This is a genomic window from Lysobacter antibioticus, from assembly GCF_000731095.1.
GTDB lineage: Bacteria > Pseudomonadota > Gammaproteobacteria > Xanthomonadales > Xanthomonadaceae > Lysobacter > Lysobacter antibioticus_B.
Genome location: NZ_JMTZ01000031.1, coordinates 1 through 18,171 on the forward strand (window position 1 = coordinate 1; position 18,171 = coordinate 18,171).

General features: G+C 67.9%; 14 protein-coding genes. 8 read left to right on the plus strand and 6 right to left on the minus strand.

Going from position 1 to position 18,171, the window contains the following annotated elements:
* Positions 1–498: 498 nt before the first annotated feature.
* Positions 499–2,229: a DNRLRE domain-containing protein gene (locus EX88_RS0111210; protein ID WP_051884990.1), complete on the plus strand. Its 1,731-nt coding sequence runs from the start codon at positions 499–501 to the stop codon at positions 2,227–2,229.
* 206 nt (positions 2,230–2,435) lie between these two features.
* On the opposite strand, the gene EX88_RS0111215 is transcribed toward EX88_RS0111210, so the two are convergent.
* A complete protein-coding gene (locus EX88_RS0111215; RefSeq protein ID WP_152566223.1) occupies positions 2,436–2,891 on the minus strand; it encodes a hypothetical protein in 456 nt (151 codons plus the stop codon).
* Between the two features lie 261 nt (positions 2,892–3,152).
* A complete protein-coding gene (locus EX88_RS0111220) occupies positions 3,153–4,622 on the minus strand; it encodes an alpha-L-fucosidase (protein WP_161786115.1) in 1,470 nt (489 codons plus the stop codon).
* Positions 4,623–4,922: 300 nt separating this feature from the next.
* Between EX88_RS0111220 and EX88_RS0111225 the strand changes: the two genes are divergently transcribed.
* From EX88_RS0111225 to EX88_RS0111240, 4 genes are all read left to right on the plus strand, one after another.
* On the plus strand, positions 4,923–6,386 hold the full coding sequence (locus EX88_RS0111225; RefSeq protein WP_081930875.1) for an alpha-L-fucosidase: 1,464 nt from the start codon (positions 4,923–4,925) through the stop codon (positions 6,384–6,386).
* A gap of 486 nt (positions 6,387–6,872) precedes the next feature.
* Positions 6,873–7,853, plus strand: coding sequence for a TerC family protein (locus EX88_RS0111230; protein ID WP_031372085.1), 981 nt, complete (start codon positions 6,873–6,875; stop codon positions 7,851–7,853).
* Positions 7,854–7,942: 89 nt separating this feature from the next.
* Positions 7,943–8,806, plus strand: coding sequence for a DNA alkylation repair protein (locus EX88_RS0111235; protein ID WP_081930876.1), 864 nt, complete (start codon positions 7,943–7,945; stop codon positions 8,804–8,806).
* A gap of 158 nt (positions 8,807–8,964) precedes the next feature.
* The gene (locus EX88_RS0111240) at positions 8,965–9,552 is read left to right on the plus strand and encodes an NAD(P)H-dependent oxidoreductase (RefSeq protein ID WP_031372087.1); all 588 of its coding nucleotides are present in this window, start codon (positions 8,965–8,967) and stop codon (positions 9,550–9,552) included.
* A gap of 6 nt (positions 9,553–9,558) precedes the next feature.
* Here the strand turns inward: EX88_RS0111240 and EX88_RS0111245 are convergent, their stop codons facing one another.
* Together EX88_RS0111245 and EX88_RS0111250 are read right to left on the minus strand one after the other, a co-directional pair.
* Positions 9,559–10,374 (minus strand): methyltransferase domain-containing protein, encoded by an 816-nt coding sequence (locus tag EX88_RS0111245; protein WP_031372088.1) that lies wholly within the window; start codon positions 10,372–10,374, stop codon positions 9,559–9,561.
* A 61-nt stretch (positions 10,375–10,435) separates the two neighbouring features.
* On the minus strand, positions 10,436–11,314 hold the full coding sequence (locus EX88_RS0111250) for an AraC family transcriptional regulator (protein ID WP_031372089.1): 879 nt from the start codon (positions 11,312–11,314) through the stop codon (positions 10,436–10,438).
* Positions 11,315–11,502: 188 nt separating this feature from the next.
* Between EX88_RS0111250 and EX88_RS0111255 the strand changes: the two genes are divergently transcribed.
* On the plus strand, positions 11,503–14,139 hold the full coding sequence (locus EX88_RS0111255; protein ID WP_031372090.1) for a LysM peptidoglycan-binding domain-containing protein: 2,637 nt from the start codon (positions 11,503–11,505) through the stop codon (positions 14,137–14,139).
* 64 nt (positions 14,140–14,203) lie between these two features.
* Here the strand turns inward: EX88_RS0111255 and EX88_RS0111260 are convergent, their stop codons facing one another.
* Both EX88_RS0111260 and EX88_RS0111265 read right to left on the minus strand, forming a co-directional pair.
* Positions 14,204–15,259 carry an isoaspartyl peptidase/L-asparaginase family protein gene (locus tag EX88_RS0111260; RefSeq protein ID WP_081930877.1) on the minus strand — a complete coding sequence of 352 codons (1,056 nt, stop codon included), beginning with the start codon at positions 15,257–15,259 and terminating at the stop codon, positions 14,204–14,206.
* 38 nt (positions 15,260–15,297) lie between these two features.
* On the minus strand, positions 15,298–16,362 hold the full coding sequence (locus EX88_RS0111265; RefSeq protein ID WP_081930879.1) for a cyanophycinase: 1,065 nt from the start codon (positions 16,360–16,362) through the stop codon (positions 15,298–15,300).
* Positions 16,363–16,513: 151 nt separating this feature from the next.
* Here EX88_RS0111265 and EX88_RS0111275 point away from each other — a divergent pair, with 151 nt between their 5' ends.
* Together EX88_RS0111275 and EX88_RS0111280 are read left to right on the plus strand one after the other, a co-directional pair.
* The gene (locus tag EX88_RS0111275; protein ID WP_031372093.1) at positions 16,514–17,098 is read left to right on the plus strand and encodes an RNA polymerase sigma factor; all 585 of its coding nucleotides are present in this window, start codon (positions 16,514–16,516) and stop codon (positions 17,096–17,098) included.
* Positions 17,076–18,167 carry a FecR family protein gene (locus EX88_RS0111280; protein ID WP_031372094.1) on the plus strand — a complete coding sequence of 364 codons (1,092 nt, stop codon included), beginning with the start codon at positions 17,076–17,078 and terminating at the stop codon, positions 18,165–18,167. The genes EX88_RS0111275 and EX88_RS0111280 overlap by 23 nt, the downstream gene beginning before the upstream one ends.
* Positions 18,168–18,171: the final 4 nt, after the last annotated feature.

Genomic DNA, 18,171 nt, shown 5'->3' on the forward strand with positions numbered 1-18,171 from the left:
AGCAGATCAAAATCTCGGCAACGGCAACGGCAACGGCAACGGCAACGGCAACGGCAGTTCAGCGCCGCAGCTCACGTAAATCGCGGAAGGAACGCGGTCGGGGCTTGCGCCGCTCCTACCCCCGCGAAAGTGCGCCGCTTCGATGGGCGTCATTTGCGCCATGGCCTCTACTCGTCCCTTGGTCGCGACTCACGTCGCTCCTACAGGAGGTAAGGATTCGCAGGCTACTTCGGAGCAGTTGCAGAGCTCGCGGCGGCCGACGCCCCATGCCAGCGGCACCCGCCGAATACCTACGGAAAACACATTGTTTTCACCGATTTCGGCGACCGCCCGTCGGCCAGACATCGATCTGTGACGGCAGCCGCACGTGGCCCCGCAACGGGCGGGGAATCCGTCGCAATCGTGTAGTCGTTTAGCGGCCACACTCCGCAACGTTCGTGGTCCGCCCGGACCCTTACCCGCCCGCCATCACCGTTACGGAGACAGCCAGTGAACCCCATGCTCAAGGGCCTGCCCGCCCAGGGCGCGATCGCCTCGTTGTTGATCGCCGCCGTTCTCGCGCCCGCATCGGCCAGCCAGCGCACGCTGCAGCTGTCCGAGGACGACACCTTCAGCAAGCCGGTGCCGGCGCCCAAGGCGACGCCGCTGGCCAAGGCCGCTGCGCTCGACCGCGTCTGCGAAAGCGGCGCCAAGTGGATGCGCCTGGGGTTCAAGCAACTCAACCTGGGCGGCTACGACTCGCTGGTGCTGACCAGCAGCGGCGGCGACCGCTTAGTGTTCGAAGGCAAGCACTGGAACGACCGCAGCTTCCACACCCGCGCCCTGCGTGGCGACTGCGTCGACATCAAGCCGTATTTCAGCCAGCCCGACAGCGCCTTCCAGCTCGACCGCTATGAATACAGCTCGACGGCGCTGGAACTGGCGAGCGTGGTCGTGGCCGGCGCCGGCGACATCTGCGACACCAGCGGCACCGCGTGCAAGGGCACGTCCGATCTGATCGTTTCGATCAACCCGACCGCGGTGTTCACTGCGGGCGACAACGCCTACGACAGCGGCACGTTGAGCGAATTCAACAACCGCTACGCACCGACCTGGGGCCGCTTCAAGGCATTGACCAGCCCCTCGCCGGGCAACCACGAGTACTACACCAGTGGCGCCAGCGGTTACTTCGATTACTTCAATGGTGTCGGCAACGCCGATGGTCCGGCCGGTAATCGCAGCAAGGGCTATTACAGCTGGGATGTGGGCGACTGGCACTTCATCGCCTTGAACACGATGACCGGCGGCACGGTGTCGTCGACCCAGATCACCTGGCTCAAGAACGATCTTGCCGCCAATACCAAGCCCTGCACCGCGGCGTATTTCCATCACCCGCTGGTGAGCCGGGGCAGCTATAGTGGCTACAGCCAGGTCAAGCCGTTCTGGGATGCGCTGTATGCGGCCAAAGCCGATCTGGTCCTGGTGGGCCACGACCACAACTACCAGCGCTACGGCAAGATGAATCCGAGCCAGGCCGCGGCCAGCGACGGCATCCGCCAGATCCTGATCGGCACAGGCGGGCGCGCGTTCTACGACATCGACGGCAGCCATGCCTCGCTGGAAGCGAGCAACGACAACACCCACGGCGTGCTCAAGCTGACCCTGACCGCGACCGGCTACACCGGCGACTTCGTGCCGCGCGCCGGCAGCAGCTATACCGATCATTTCACCGGCACCTGCAACAAGGGCGGCAATCCCTCGCAGTCGCTGACCCTCAATGCGGTGCGCGACGTCACCGTCAAATCCGGCGGCAGCCGCGTCAATACCGCGGTACTGTATGCCGACGGCAGCGACGGCGGCCAGCAATTGCGCGGTCTGATGGGCTGGAACGTCACGAGCGCCGCGGGTCTGAACCTGGTCTCGGCGCAGGTGAAGCTGCAGGTCAGCGATCGCGCGACCGGCGTCTACGACCTGTACCAGGTCACGACGAGCTGGAGCGAAAGCAACGCGACCTACAGCGGAGCCACGCTCGGCACCAAGCTCGGTTCGGTCACCCCGAGTGCGACCGGCGCGCAGTACGTGACCCTCAACGCCGCCGGCCTCCAGTTGGTGAAGAACTGGGCCGCGGGCACGGTCGCCAACAACGGCGTGATCCTGGTGGCGGCCTCCGGCGTCACCGACGGCGTCGACTGGTCCTCGCGCGAAGGCGCGAACGCGCCGCAGCTATTGCTGAGCTACACGACGCCCTGAGCCGGCGCTCCGAAGCGGCGTTTGAGCGGCCGACGATCGCTTCGTCGGCCGCTGCGATGGGTGGCGCACGATGCCGTCGCGACGAACCAGCTTCCAACGCCCGCAGCGAGCCTGCGGGCGCTGGACACCGGACGATGCCGTTGCCGGCGACGGCAACGGAGATTCGCGTTGCGGCAGATCGAATACGGGTCGATGCGTGTTGCGGGTCAGCCTATCGCCTGCAACAGCGTGCGCGATCCGACGCCGGCGCCGATCATGAGCTTGACCGATTCCTTGATCCGGTCCGCGCCGCCGAGTTTGACCGCGGCGACCAGACGCTCGCCGATGGTCTTGCTCTCGTCGGTGGAATGCGCCTGCGCGCCGAGCACCGCGAAACCTTTCTCGGTCAGGCGATAGCGCAAGGCCATGTGGACGAAGGCCACACCGTTCAAGGACTCTTTCACGCAGGCGTTGCTGCGCAGATAGCCTTCGTCGAGCAACCATTCGAACGTGGCGCCGCAAGCCAATACCGCGGCAGCCATGTCTTCGCGATTGGCCGGGTCCAGGCCTGGGATATGTCGCGCCGATTCCTCGGCGTTGAAGCGGGCTACGACGGGATGCTGTTCTAGCGCCGCTGCACAGATGCGCGCAGTGGCAATGCTGAAAACTTCGATATTTTTCATTGATGACGCCCCCTGACGTCCTTGCTATTTACGAGGGGCTTACGTCAACGCCGTGTGATGGAAAAAACGCGTAAAGATTTGAATATCAAGGCGATTTATTGATGTACGTCTCGTCGAATCTGTGACTGCCGATGTGCGGCCATCAACAATCTGACCCACTACGGCAGATGCACGCCAACAGCGGCACCCGCGTTGGCCCACAGCGTCAGGCAGACCGGGCCGCGCGCACAAAACGGCACAACTTCGTCGCAATCGGCGGCCTCAGGATTCTGTCGGAACCAGCTCGATCACGGTGTCGATCGCGTCGGGCAACTGCTTGGGCAACTCGACGATCAGTTGCCGGCCTTCGCGCCGCGTCGTCAATGCCGCGCCGCCGTCGAGCAGACGTGCGCGACGGGCACCGTCGACGTCCAGGCGCAAGCGGCCGTCGGCAGGGCGTTCGAACACGTGCAGATACATGCGGTCGGGTTTCGCGGTGATGCGCCCCCAGGCGACCGCGTCGAGCGGGCTGGCCTGGGTGGCGTATACCGATTCGCCGTTGCGGCGCAGCCAGGCGCCGATCTGTTCGAGCCGGGTCGCGCTGGCCTTGGGCACGCTGCCGTCGGCCTCCGGCCCGATGTTGAGCAGGAAGTTGCCGCCCTTGCTGGCGGTGTCGACGAGGTTGCGGACCAGCTCGCGCGTCGATTTCCACTGGTCGTCGAGCGCGCTATAGCCCCAGGTGCCGTTCATGGTCATGCAGGCTTCCCAGTCGACACCGGCCATGCCCTGCGCCGGGATCGCCTGCTCGGGCGTGGTGAAGTCGCCGTGCGCGCGATCGAACCAGCGCAGGCTGCCTTGCGGATCGTCGTAGCCGAGCGAGCGATACAAGCGATTGTTCATGACGATGGCGGGTTGCGCGGCGCGCACCATCGTCATCAACTCGCCGGCACGCCAGGTTTCGCCTTCGGCGCCGGGATTGGAATAGTCCCACCACAGCACGTCGATCGGGCCGTAGTGCTCGACCAGCTCGCGCACCTGCGCCTGCAGGAAATCCTGATAGGCCTTGAGGTTCGCGCGTCGGGCGTAGTCGGGATCGTCCCGGTCGGTGGCTTTCTCGAGCGGATGCGGCAGCGGGTGTTCGAGGCGGGCGAAATCGCGATACGGGTAGGCCGGGTGATGCCAGTCGATCACCGAGTGATACAGGCCCACCTTGAGGCCTTCGGCGCGCGCGGCGTCGACGATCTCGCGGACCAGATCGCGGTCGACCGCGTCTTTCGCATCGAAGCGCGTGACCGCGCTGTCGTGCAGGGCGAAGCCTTCGTGGTGCTTGCTGGTGAACACCAGATACTTCGCGCCGGCGTTCTTGGCCAGCTTCGCCCATTCGCGGGCGAAGCCGGGCTTGGGCTTGAACAGCGGCAACATCTGCCGTGCGTACTCGTCGGTCGGCACGTGCGCATTGCGCTGGATCCATTCGGCCGAGCCCTTGATCGGCTCGCCGTTCCAGCGCCCGGCCGCGCCCGAGTACAGGCCCCAGTGCACGAACATGCCGAAGCGCGCCTCGCGCCACCAGCGCATGCGCGCATCGAACGTGGCCTGGCTCTCGCTCGGCGCCGTCACCACCGGTGCGGGCGCGTCAGCGGCCGGCGTCGCCGCTATTGCGCTGCCGGCCGTCGCCCACAAGGCGCCAAGCAACGCGGCGGTGAGGGACGCTCGATGGGGCGAACGATGCTGGGGGCGACGCGTACACGACATGCTATTGCTCCGGCGGTGACGAACCGCAGGCATCGGAACAGACCGATGCCGATGCGGTCAACCGTTGTGCGTCGTCGATCGGCCGCCGTCATCGCGAAAGCGATAAGGTTTTTGACGCAGGTGCGAATCTCCAAAAAATTCCAATGTCTGTCCAGACATCGCATAAGCATGTGCGTGGATTCGAGTACGCATGCGGATTCATCCGCGCACGCCTGTGAGCGACGCGCCACTGCGACTAGACTCGGATCATCGAATACCGCCGTAGACCGCATCGGTCGCGGCCGCAACGCGAGGAGTTCCATGGATCGACGTCGTTTCCTGATCGCCGGCGGTGCCGGCGCCGTGGCATTGGGCGCCGCGCCGACGGTTTCTGCGCACCCGGCAACGTCGAGCGCACAACGCGAAACCTTGTCGCGGCCGCGGCCCACGCCGCAGCAATTGGCCTGGCAACGCGAAGAGCTGGCGCTGTTCGTGCATTTCACCGTCAACACCTTCACCGATCGCGAATGGGGCGAGGGCGACGAAGACCCGCAGGTGTTCGCGCCGACGCAACTCGACGCCGGGCAGTGGGCGCGCGCGGCCAAGGCCGGCGGTTTCCGCAGCCTGATCCTGACCGCCAAGCATCACGACGGTTTCTGCCTGTGGCCGACCGCGACCACCGCGCACAGCGTGCGCAATAGCCCGTGGCGCGACGGCCGCGGCGACGTGGTCCGCGAGTTCGTCGATGCCTGTCGCGCCGAAGGCCTCGGCGTGGGGTTCTATCTGTCGCCCTGGGACCGGCACGAACCGCGCTACGGCAGCGGGCAGGCCTACGACGACTTCTACATCGCACAGCTGACCGAGCTGTTGAGCAACTACGGCCCGGTGGTCGAAGTCTGGTTCGACGGCGCCAACGGCGAAGGCCCGAACGGCAAACGCCAGGCCTACGACTGGCCGCGCATCCATCGCACCGTGCGCGAGTTGCAAGCCGATGCGATCGTGTTTTCCGATGCGGGCCCCGACGTGCGTTGGATCGGCAACGAACGCGGCGTCGCCGGCAGTACCTGCTGGGCTTCGGTCGACCCGGCGCGCGTGCCCTATGCCGGCTTCGACCGCCCATGGGTCGGCGAAGCCCTGCAGCAGGGCGACCCTTACGGTTCGGTCTGGCGCCCCGGCGAAACCGACGTTTCGATCCGCCCGGGTTGGTTCTGGCATGCGGCCGAAGACGCGAAGGTACGCAACGCGCAACAGCTGATCGACTTGTATTTCAGCTCGGTCGGGCGTAACAGCAAGTTGCTGCTCAATGTGCCGCCGACCCGCGAAGGCCGTTTCCACGCCACCGACGTCGCCAACCTGGCCGCATTCGGACAACGACGACAGGCCCTGTTCGCCGGCGGCAATCTGCTCGCCGGGGCGCGGCTGCATGCGAGCGCGAGCGCCGACGGCCATGCGCCCGCGCACGTGCTCGACGGCGAGGCGGACTCGTATTGGGCATCGACGGCCGATGCGCGCAGCGGCTGGATCGAGTTCGAACTCGAACGCGAGATCGAATTCGATCTGTTGTGCCTGCAGGAAGCGATCGTTCACGGTCAGCACATCGCCAACCATCGCGTCGAACACTGGCGCGATGGCGTCTGGCAGCCGTTCGCCTGGGGCACGACCATCGGCTACAAGCGCCTGGAGCGCTTCGACCCCGTGCGCACCCATCGCCTGCGCGTGAGCATCGAGCATGCTTATGACACGCCGCGCCTGGCGAGCGTGGCTGTGTATCGCAGCCCGCGTTGATCGTCGCTCGAGGGTAGGAGCGGCGTCCCGGGGATTTCCTCCGGTCACAAGCCGCGACAGACCAAAGCGATGTACGTAAGCGTGGTGGGCGGATGCCGGATGCCGGATGCCTGAAGTCGGCCGGGACTATGCCGCTTCGGATGCTTGCGTGGTATTCGGCTGCTGCGGTTGGTCGCGGTTCGCGCCGCTCCTGCCCTGAAAGCCCGGGCCCAGGCGCCCCGGTAACCTGAACTGAAATTCAGCCGCACCCGTGCTAAGGTGCGCGCCAGAAGGGGAGTAGCTCCCGCTGTCGTATCGTCATTACGGGCTTACCGCCCCGGTGCGACAGGCGTCCGGACCTTGGATCGATCGATCCGGCCGTACGCGGGCAAGACCTTCGCCGCCAGCGGCGAAGCGCCCATCCTCCCCGATTCCTTCCGGATGAATGACGCCTCGCGGCTGCGGTCGCGCAGTTTGCCGTCAGCTTTTCATCTCCGGGAGAACCACATGCAAACCATCGGAAGTCCGATGCTCTGGGGGGCGTTCGTCGCCTTCGTCGTCGTCGCCTTGCTCGTCGATCTGGTGCTGATGCGCCACGGCGGGCCGCACAAGGTGACCTTCAAGGAGGCCGCCTGGTGGAGCGTCGGCTGGATCGGCCTGGCGCTGGCGTTCAACGCCGGCCTGTGGTGGTGGGTGACCCAGCAGTCCGGCGCCGAGATCGGCAACCGCATCGGCCTGGAGTTCCTGACCGGCTACTTGGTCGAGAAATCGCTCGCGGTCGACAACATCTTCGTGTTCCTGATGCTGTTCTCCTACTTCGCCATGCCCGAGGAGCAACGCCAGCGGGTGCTGGTGATCGGCGTGCTCGGCGCGATCGCGTTGCGCGCGATCCTGATCTTCGCCGGCGCCCTGTTGTTGGCGAAGTTCCACTGGATCCTGTACGTGTTCGGCGTGTTCCTGGTGGTGACCGGCATCAAGATGCTGTTGGCCGCCGGCAAGGCGCCCGACCTCGACAGCAACCCCTTGCTGAAATGGATGCGCAGCCATCTGCGCTTGACCGACGGCTACCACGGCGCGGCGATCTCGATCCAGCGCGATGGCCAGCGCTGGTACACGCCGCTGTTCGTGGTGATCGTGTTGATCGGCGTCACCGACGTGATTTTCGCCGTCGACTCGATCCCGGCGATCTTCGCGATCACCGAAGACCCCTTCATCGTGCTGACCTCGAACGTGTTCGCCGTGCTCGGCCTGCGCGCGATGTTCTTCCTGTTGCAGGGCATGGCCGACCGCTTCCATCTGCTGCCCTACGGCCTGGCCCTGGTGCTGGTGTTCATCGGCACCAAGATGCTGTTGATCGACGTGTACAAGGTGCCGATCCTGGTCTCGCTGCTCGGCGTCGCCGCGATCATCGGCGCTGCCATCGCCCTGAGCCTGCTGCGTCCGGCGCCGGCCAAGAGCGAGACCGAGACCGGCTCGACCGAGGTCTGATGCGGCGGGTCTGATCGCAAGCGTCGGGACATGGCGGACGGCGGCGCCGATGAGTACATTGGCGTCGCCGTCTTCGCGAGGGTAAGGACATGGCCCGCACTGCCGCCACTCAGGCCGTTGCCAAGGCGACCCGCACGCCGTCCGCGAGCAAGCGGGCGGCTTCCAAACAGGCGGCTTCCACGCGGGAGGCTCCGGCCGCATCGCCACCGCCGCTCGCCGAACGCTTGGGCGATGCGCTGGCGCAACTGCGCGCCGCCGCCAGCACGAGCCATCGCGATGGTTTGGCGCGCTACGCGATCCCCACCGAGCGCGCCTTCGGCGTGCCGATGGCCTCGATCCAGGGCATCGCCAAACGCCTCGGCCGCGACCGCGAACTCGCCGAGGCCTTGTGGGGCAGCGGCTGGTACGAGGCGCGCTTGCTCGCGTCCTACCTCGACGACCCGGCCCAAGTCAGCGCCGCGCAGATGGATCGCTGGGGCCGCCAATTCGACAACTGGGCGGTGTGCGACACCGTCTGCTTCGCCTTGTTCGATCGCAGCCCGCACGCCTGGCGCAAGATCGGGCAATGGGCCGGGCGTCGCGACGAATACCTCAAGCGCGCGGCGTTCGCACTGCTGGCCAGCAAGACCGTGCACGACAAAGCCGCCCCGGACCAAGCCTTCCTGCATGGGCTGGAACTCATCGAGGCGGGTGCCGGCGACGAACGCAACTTCGTCAAGAAAGCCGTCAACTGGGCCCTGCGTTCGATCGGCAAACGCAATGCCGTGCTGCACGCCGCAGCGCTCGCCGCGGCGAAACGCTTAGCCGCCTCGGAAGACGCCGCGCCGCGCTGGGTCGGCAAGGATGCGCTGCGCGAGCTCAACAGCGCCGCCGTCGTCGCCCGCGTGACGGCCAAGGCGGCGCGCGTGCCGGCACGCAAGGCCGCGGCGAAGGCGCCGCGCACACGCAAGTAAGCCCCGAGGCCGGCCTCTTTGCCCAGGCGATCGCGTACATTCGCTGCGGCCATTGCCTGATCGCGAATCGTCCATTAGCGTCCCAAGCTCGGCACGGTGGTCGGCGTGAGCGCCGTACTGTCTCGCCTCGTCTCCGCTTTCACTTTCCGGCCTTCCGCATGCTCGCTTCGATCATCGTCGCCAACCCCGATCCGCTCAGCTTGAGCCACGCCATGGCCCAGCTCGCGCAGCGCACGCTTGCCGTACGCGGTTACGAAATCGCGTTTCACGATCTCAATGCGGAGGGTTTCGATCCGGTCCAGCCCACGGGCGAAAGCGCCAACACCGCATCGGCCGATGCCCTGGTCGAACAGCATTGCGCCGAACTCGCGCAGGCCGACCTGATCCTGGTGTTCCATCCGAACTGGTGGGGCCAGCCGCCGGCGATCCTCAAGGGCTGGATCGACCGGGTGTTCCGGCTTGGCACCGCCTATGGCTATCCGCCGGGCGTGTCCTACGAGGGCGTGCCGGTCGGTCTGCTGCGAGCGCGCCACGCCATTGTCGTCAATACCTCGAACACGCCGCCGGAGCGAGAGGCGGCGGTATTCGGCGATCCGCTCGAGGCGATCTGGAAGCACTGCGTGTTCGGGTTGTGCGGGGTGGACAGCGTGATCAGGCGGATGGTCGGGCCGGTATCGGGCAGCAGCGCCGAGCAGCGCGCGCAATGGCTGGCCGAGGTCGAGACCCTCGTCGCCGAGCTGGCCTGATCGCGCTCAGGCGCGCCGCCATTTCTCCGCCACGCCCTTGAAGAAGCTGTAGCAGAAAGTGCCGTCGGCGCGGGTGGTGCGGCGCAGGTCGGCGAGGCCGGCGTCGAACGCGGCCGGCGTGCTGAGCCCGGCGGCGATCGCGGCATCGCGCACGCCTTCGACCATCGCGCAGAAGGTCTTGTCGGTGAACCCGTCGACGAGCGCGGGACGGCCGGCATCGGCATAGACCATGCGCGGCGACACCGCGACCCGGTCGAAGCCGACCGCGACCAGCAGCGGATACAGGCTGCGACCGATCAGGGCGTTGCCGCCGGCGCGGCGTTGCAGTTCGACCTGGCAATCGATCGTCGCGCGTGCGGCGGCGCTGTCGGGGTGGAAGCAGATCGTGCCGTGGTCGCCTTCGATCACCGTGATCGTGCCGCCGGGCTTGAGCACGCGGTCGAGCAAGGCCAGGGCCGCGAGCGGACGCGCCAGGTGTTCGAGCACGAAGCAGACGAACACGTGATCGAAGCTGCCGTCCGCGAACGGCAGCTCGAACAGATCGGCCTGCAGGAACTCGACGTTGTCGAGGCCGGCCGCGTTGGCGCGCCGGCGCGCTTCATCGACCGACTCGGCGGAACGGTCGATCGAGGTGAACTGTGTTCCCGGGCTGCGTCGGGCCAGGGTCAGCGTTTGGGCACCGACGCCGCAGCCGACTTCGAGCACGCGGCTGCCGGGCGGATAGACGGTGTCGGCGTGCAGCAGGTCGGCGAGGGTGCCGGCCTGATCCTGCAGGCGTGCGTGTTCGCGCGGGTGATAACCGTGGACGTAGTTGGAAGTCATGGCGGCGGCATCGAGGACGGAGACGGCAGTCTCGTGCGGCCTCGACCGCGCGTCTTGAAGCTTATTGCGGCGGTGCGGCGCCGTCGTTGCGCGGCCGGCGAGCCGCTGCCGCCCGCTGCCAGGCGCCCGGGGTGAAACCGAACTGGCGCGCGAACGCACGCGTCATATGGCTCTGGTCGGCGAAGCCGCTGTCGGCTGCGGCATCGGTCAGGCTGCGGCCGCGCCGGATCAGGTCGCGGGCGCGCTCGACCCGCTGCTGGACCAGCCAAGCGTGCGGCGGCAGACCGTAGGCGCGCTGGAAGCGGCGCAGCAGTTGGTACTTGGTCAGCCCGAACGGGGCCGCCAGTTCGTCCAGGCTTGGCGCCCGCTGCGGGTCGTCGGCGAGCCGTTCGCGCACCTGGGCGAGGTCGGCCGACACTGCCGGCGCCGGCGCCTGGGTGCTGTGGCGTTCGAGCAATTGCGCGCAGACCTGCACCAGGGCTTCTTCGCAGGCCAGGCCGTCGTCGTCGTGGGCCTGGCCCTGGTTCCAGCGGTCGAGACGGGCGAACAAGCGCAACAGCAAGCCCTGCAATCGGGCGTCGCGGATGACCGGGCGGACCAGCTCCAGCGAGCCTGCCGACGCCAGCGACGGCGCAACGCAGGGCGCGCTCATCGAATGCATCAGCTGCGGATCGAGGTAGAGCATGCGCCAGCGCCGTGCGCCGCCGAGCGGACGGCCGTCGTGCACTTCGCCGGGGTTGGTCGTGATCAGGTCGCCGGCGCGGGCGTCGACCTGGCCGCGTCCGCTCGCCGAACTCTGCGCGCCGCGTTCGAGCAGGCCGAGGCCGTAGGTTGCGTGCCAATGGCGGCCGAACTCGCGCGCGCTGTCGATCTGGGGGCCGTACAAGCCGGCCCAGGGCGAGGCGGTGACGCGGCTGCGATGGTCCGGGGCGGCGGGCATGGCGCCAATCATCGCACCCCCATCGCATCTCATCGCATCGCTCTGCCCGGAGCGCGCCGCGCTGCGCCGTGCCGGTGCCAGCGGCATGGCCGCCAGCGGCCTAGGGACCGCCCTAGCGTTCGCCGCCGCCGCACCGGTGCTACGGTCCCCGCCAAACGACTTTCGCCCGAATCCGAGCGGACCACGCCATGAGCTTCATCAACTTCCTCGATTCCGTTTCGCGCGCGGTGCAGCAGCTCGCGACCCAACCGGCCGCGCCGGTGCACGTGGTCCAGCGCCACGAGACCTTGCCCGACATCGCCGCGCAACACCGAGGCACGGTGCCGCAGGAGGTCTACGAACAGAGTCTCAAGGACGCCAACCCGCAGGTGTTGAACTGGGAGGCGCTGTACCCGGACACGCCGTTGCAGTTGCCGCCCGCGCACGACGGCGAGGCCGATCCGGTGGTCCATGCCGCCGCGCCGGCCCAGGCCGACAAGCCGACGCTGTCGCCGGAAGCGCAGCGCGTCGACGCCGCGCTCAAGGCCGACGCCCAGCAGTCCACGCCGCAGACCCAGGCCGAGTTGAAGTCGGCGATCCAGGCCGAGATGAAGGCGCGTTTCCAGGTCGAGTTCGACGCGCGCCCGACCGGCGCGATCTACGACACCAAGGCGATCGCCTCCTATGGCGACAGCATCGCCGCGCGCCACGCCGACGACCCGGCGGCGCAGGCGAGCATCAAGGCCACGGTCAAGGACATCAGCATCGACCATGAAGTCGAATTCGCGCTGATGGTGTCCGGCGGCGGCGATGCCAAATCGGTCATGTCGATCCTGAAGTCGCAATGGGCGTCGATGTCGCCGGAAGCGCAAGCGCGCTTGTCGACCAGCCCCGAGCTGGGCCGCTTGCTCAACGACAAGGTCGAGCCCTACGTGGCGGCGCCGTATGCGAATTTCAGCAGCGACGACCCGCGCGAGCAGCGCGTGCCGGCCAACGAGGCGGCCAAGCGCCTGGCCGAACTGGTCGACGGCCTGCCGCCCGAACTCGCCAATGCGGTGGTGACGCAGAACCTCGACACGGTGATGCGCATCGTCCAGGTCAAGCCGATGTACGCCGGCGAGAAGTTCGGCGGCAGTTCCTATGCCGACATGGCGCGCGTGGTCGGCGCGCTCGGTAACGGCGAGGACGGCAAGCGCATGCGTGCCGACATCGCCAGCATGTACCTGGCCAAGCCCGAAGCGCTGCGCGGGCAGTGGGTGCCGTTCTCGGAGAACATCTCCAACGCGATCCGCGACGGCGCCAGCCCGGCGCTCGCGCTGGAGATGGCCCAGCAACTCAAGAATCAGGGCTTGAACGAACAGGCCGGCGTGTTCCTGCGCGGCATCAGCCACGGCGCCGAGTTGCTGCAAGGCAAGATCGACGCCGACCTGAAGGAATACCAGTCGATGATGGGCGAGCTCGGTCGCCTGTTGAAGTACTCCGAAGGCCTGCCGCCGGAAGCGATCTCGCAGGCGGTCGACAAATACCTGGCCGGCAAGGGCAAGACCGATCCGGGTTGGCTGGAGAAATTCCACGGCCTCGAAGAACGCCTGACCGCGAACGCGAACGTGCTCAAGGACACCCTGGGCGGCTTGAACGCATTGCCCGAGGACCTTAAGGCGACTTATCCGGACCTCGGCAAGGAAATGCAGGCGGTCGCCAACAACGACTCGGTGCTGCAGGCCTTCGGCCTGGCCGCCGCGCGCGACCGCGATTTCCTGATCGGCGCCGAGGCCGATGCGGCGACCAAGCTGTTCGATGTCACCAAGGTGTCGAAGGAAGGCGCCGAGTACCTCAAGCGCCTGGCCAACGACGGCATCCAGCAGGCGGCGTTGAAGGTCTTTTCCGACCTCGATTCCTCCGACCCTGCCAGCATCGCCAACGCCAAGACCCAGCTCGAATCGCTGAGCACGCGCTATGCCAGCCTGCTCGGCAAGGATTCCGAGCAATACCGCGAAGCGATCCGCGCGCTCGAAGGCTTGACCAGCGTGCCGGCGGGCGACACCGCGGCGATGGAGGCCCAACTCAAGCAGTTCAACCAGGCATTGAGCGGTATCGACGGCTTCAACGCCAATCAGCCCGCCGGCGTGACCTTCCGTTCGCTCGGCGTGGCCGCGGCCGGCCTGGCCTTCGCCAAATCGAGCAGCGACCTGATCAGCGACCCGGGCTGGGCCAACGCGGTCGGCGCCTTCGCCGATGCCGCGGGCTTGGCCAAGGACGTGCGCGATCTGATGCACCGTCCGGGCAGCATTCCGATCGACGCCGATTCGGCGCTGGCCGACAGCCACGCCCGCGCCGGCGTGCGCTTCGAAAACTGGAACCGCGCGCTGGGCCTGCTGTCGGCGACCGGCGACATCGCCAAAATGGCCGACGCCCTGCTGTCCGACCGCCCGTACAAGGAAGCCGAGGCGGCGTTGTACGGATTGGGTGCGACCGGCACGGTGGTCATGACCTTGTCGAGCGGCCCGGTCGGCGCCATCGTCGGCGCGGTGATGATCGGCGTGTCGGTGTTCGGCCAGTCGGCCCTGGCCGACGGCCGCGACAAGGACGCCAAGATCAAGGGCTCGCAGGAGTTCCTGCAGAACGCCGGCTTCGACGCCGATGCGGCGCGGATCATGGGCGATCTCGGCGAGGACGAGCACTACCAGTCGATCCCGGTGGTGCCGCTGATGATGGAATACGGCAAGCGCGACGGCCTGGGCACCGGCAAGCCGATGACGCCGGAAGAGACCATCAAGGCGATCAACGACATGCCGCCGGATCAGCTGCAGGCCATGGTCAACCGCTTGCGCATCGCCGCGCGCTGACGCCTGTGAGCGAATCGCGACGGCCGTTGCGGCCGTCGCGGCCGGTCGAACCGTACTGCTGCGATCAGGGCGTGTCGGCGGGTTCCGCCAGGGCTTCGTCCTGGTAGATCGCCACGTGCGGCACGCCGTCGGCGCCGATCCAGCCGCGGTACATGCCTTCGGTGTTGAGGGGCAGGGCGAAACGGCCGTCGGCGCCGAGCGCGATCGCGCCGCCGTCGCCGCCGGCCTTCGGGATCGCCTCGTTGATCACCGCCTTGGCGGCCTCGCCGATGCTCTGCCCGGCGTACTGCACGCGCGCGCAGATGTCGTAGGCGGCCACCGCGCGGATGTAGTACTCGCCCCAGCCGGTGCCGGACACCGCACAGCGCGCGTTCGCATAGGTGCCTGCGCCGATGATCGGCGAATCGCCGACGCGGCCGTAGCGCTTGTTGGTCATGCCGCCGGTCGAGGTGCCTGCGGCGAGGCGGCCGTCGGCATCGAGCGCGACCGCGCCGACCGTGCCGAAGTGCTTGGCGGTTTCGACATCGGCGTGGGCCTTGCCCGAGGCCTCTTCCTTGAGCGCCTTCTGCAACTGCTGCCAGCGCTTCTCGGTGCGGAAATAGGACGGATCGACCAGCGTCACGCCCTGTTCGCGGGCGAAGGCTTCGGCGCCGTCGCCGACCATCATCACGTGCTTGGATTTCTCCATCACCGTGCGCGCCAGCAGGATCGGGTTCTTGACCCGGTGCACGCCGGCGATCGCACCGGCGCGCAGGCTGGCGCCGTCCATTACCGCCGAGTCGAGTTCGTTCTGGCCGTCGTGATTGAACACCGCGCCGCGCCCGGCGTTGAACATCGGCGCGTCCTCGAGCACGGTGATCGCGGCGGTGACGGCGTCCAGCGCGGGCTTGCCGGCCTTCAGCTGCGCATGACCGGCGCGCAGGGCCTGGTCGAGCGCGGCGCGTGCGGCGGTTTCGTCGGCCGGGGTCAGGCCGGCGCGTTCGACGCCGGCGCCGCCGTGGATCACCAGCACCGGTTTCGTCGCCTTTTTGTTCGCCGGCGGTGCGTCGGCGGCGTGGGCGAGCGTCGCCGAGCCGAGCAGCAGCCAGGCGAAACAATGATGACGCAGGGCAGTTGGCATGTTCGGCTCCGGACAGCCCCGGCGAGGGGCGAGAGTGATCAGGGCGGCGGCGGGGGCCTTGCGTTCTCATCGCGCCCGACCAGGCGCCCCGCTTCGACATCATAAAGCGCGGAGAAGGCCGGGCGCTCGACGCGAAAATCCGCCAGGTGCAGCACGCTGTCGCCGCCGACGCCGAGCACCGGCACCGCGCGCACACTGAGCGGCTTGCCCGCGGCATAGACCTCGGCCGCCGGCTGCGGACCCACCAGCCAGGCGTGCCCGCCGTCGCCGCTGAAGACGCGGCCGATGCCGTCGCCGTCGATGCACAGCGCGGTGTACTCGTCGACGCCGATGCCGACCAGGTCGTCGCGGCCTTGTTCCTGCGCCAGCCGCGCCAGCATCGCGATCAGGCGGCCAAGCCGCTCGCGCTTGCCGAAATGGCTGTCGGTGAGCACGCGTTCGAGATAGGGCAGATGCAGGAAGTCATCGACCAAGGTCAGCGCCGGTCCGGCCGGGTCGCGCAAGGCGTCCTTTGAGGTCAGGCTGCCGCCGTCCATGGCGCCGTAGGCGTGTGCGCCGAGAATCGCCAGCCCCGCGCTGGTGCCGCCGATCGGCTTGCCGGCGCGCACGTGCGCATCCAGCGCGCGATTGAGCGGCGTGCCTTTCCAATAGCGCACGTAGTTGGACTGATCGCCGCCGGCGAGGAAGATGCCGTCGGCCTGGCGCACGATCTCCAGCACCTGCGGGTCGCTGGCGGCGCGGCGATCCTCGAACACCAGGGTCTGCGCGGCGGTGATGCCGCCGATGTCCCGGAAGAACTCGTCCTGCGCCTCGGTGCTGCCGGAGGCGCGCAGGATCACGATGCGGCCGTGGCCGGCGCGCTCGATCATCCAGCGGAACGCCGGGTAGGGCCAATCGCCGCCACCGACCAGCATCGCCCCGGCGCGGGTCGGCGCCGGCCGCGGCGCGGCGAGGTCGCCGATCGCGTAGTAGCGATAGCCGTCGCGGCGCGACTCGGTGGTGTCCGCGGCCAATGCGCTGGTGCAGCCAACGGCCAGGACAGCGCCGAGCACGCCTTGGCACAGCGTTCGAGCCAACACGGACCGGCGGGACCACAGGCGCATCGTTCGACTCCGGCTGGGTATGAAGGGCCAAGACGAACCAGCGCCGGCTTTCCCCCATGTCCGTTCGCAAATTCGCGCCCGCGCGCGCAATCCGCCGATCGGCTGCCGCGGCCGCTACGGAATGGACGTCGGAATCGGCTAAGGTCGGCGCATGAACGCTGCCCTCGACGCTTGGTTCGCCCGCGAGATCCTCGTGCACGAAGAGGCGCTGGTGCACGTGCTGCGGCGTTATTGGCCGCATCGCGACGACCTTCACGACCTGCGCCAGGAGGTCTACGTCCGCGTGTACGAGGCTGCCGGCAAGGCCTTGCCGACCCAGCCCAAGTCGTTCCTGTTCGCGACCGCGCGGCACCTTATGACCGACCGCCTGCGCCGCGGCAAGGTGGTGTCGATCGAGCCGGTGGGTGATTTCGAGGCTTTGAACGTCTTGATAGACGAGGTCTGTCCGGAGCGCCGGCTCGGCGCGCGGCAGATCCTCAAGCGTCTCGCCGAAGCCTTCGACCGTCTGCCCGATCGCTGCCGCGAGGTGGTGTGGCTGCGCCGGGTCGACGAGTTGTCGCAGAAGGAAGTGGCCGAGCGTCTGGGCATCAGCGAGAAGACCGTGGAGAAACAGATGGCCAAGGGGGTGCGTCTGATCGCCGAGTATTTCTACGGCGGCGAACCCTCGCGTGCGGACTTGCCGCGCAAGCCGCAGGCCGACAAGGAAACGGAACATGGCAAGCAGCAGACAGATTGAGCGCGACGCAGCGCAGTGGTTAGCCAGGCGCGAGGGGGGCGATTGGTCGGCGCTGGAACAGGCCGAGTTCGACGCCTGGCTTGCGGCCTCGACCGCGCACCGAGTCGCGTTCCTGCGTCTGGACGCGGCCTGGGCACAGAGCGACCGGCTCAAGGCGCTCGGCGCCGGGGCCGCTTCGGACGGCGTGCCGGCGCGTGGGCAATGGCTGCATTCGAGCTTCGATCTGCAGGCGCCGCGCGCCGAGTCGATGCCGGAACCGCCGGCGCCGGCATCGACCGGTCACGACGCCGCCGCGCTGGTGTTCGCGCCGCGCCGCTCGGTCGCGCGCGGCGGCCGTGGCCTGCGTTATGCGGGCGTCGCGATGCTGGCGTTGTTGGGCGTCGCCTCGTTCTGGGGTTGGCAGCGTCAGGCCGTGGTCGAACAGGCTTCCTACCGCACCGCGATGGGCGACCTCAGCGACGTCGCCCTGGCCGACGGCTCGCAGGCCACACTGAGCAGCGACAGCCGCATCGAGGTGGCCTTGTCGCGCAGCGAGCGTCATGTCGAACTGCAGCAGGGCGAGGCCTTCTTCGATGTCGCCAAGGACGCGCGGCGGCCGTTTGCGGTGGTGGCCGGCGGCCGTCGGGTGATCGCGGTCGGCACCCGCTTCTCGGTGCGCCGTGAGGGCGCCGACCTGCGCGTGGTCGTCACCGAAGGCACGGTGCGGCTCGAATCCGAGCCGGTCGGCGGCCGTCGCCAGCCGACCAGCGTATTGCCGGCTGGCAGCACCGCCTTCGCCAGCCGCAGCGGCGTGTTGGTGCGCATCGGTTCGGTCGAGGACGCCGAGCGCCAGGTCGATTGGCGTCGCGGCTATCTGGTGTTCCGCGACACGCCGTTGAGCGCAGCCGCGGCCGAATTCAACCGCTATAACGCCCGCAAGATCGTCATTGGCGATGCCGCCGCGGGCGAGCTGCGGGTCGGCGGCAACTTCCGCTGGTCCAACACCGAAGTGTTCGTGCGCCTGCTCGAACAGGTCACGCCGGTCCGCGTCGAGCACCACCCGGACCGCATCGTCCTGCACAGCCGCTAGCCGG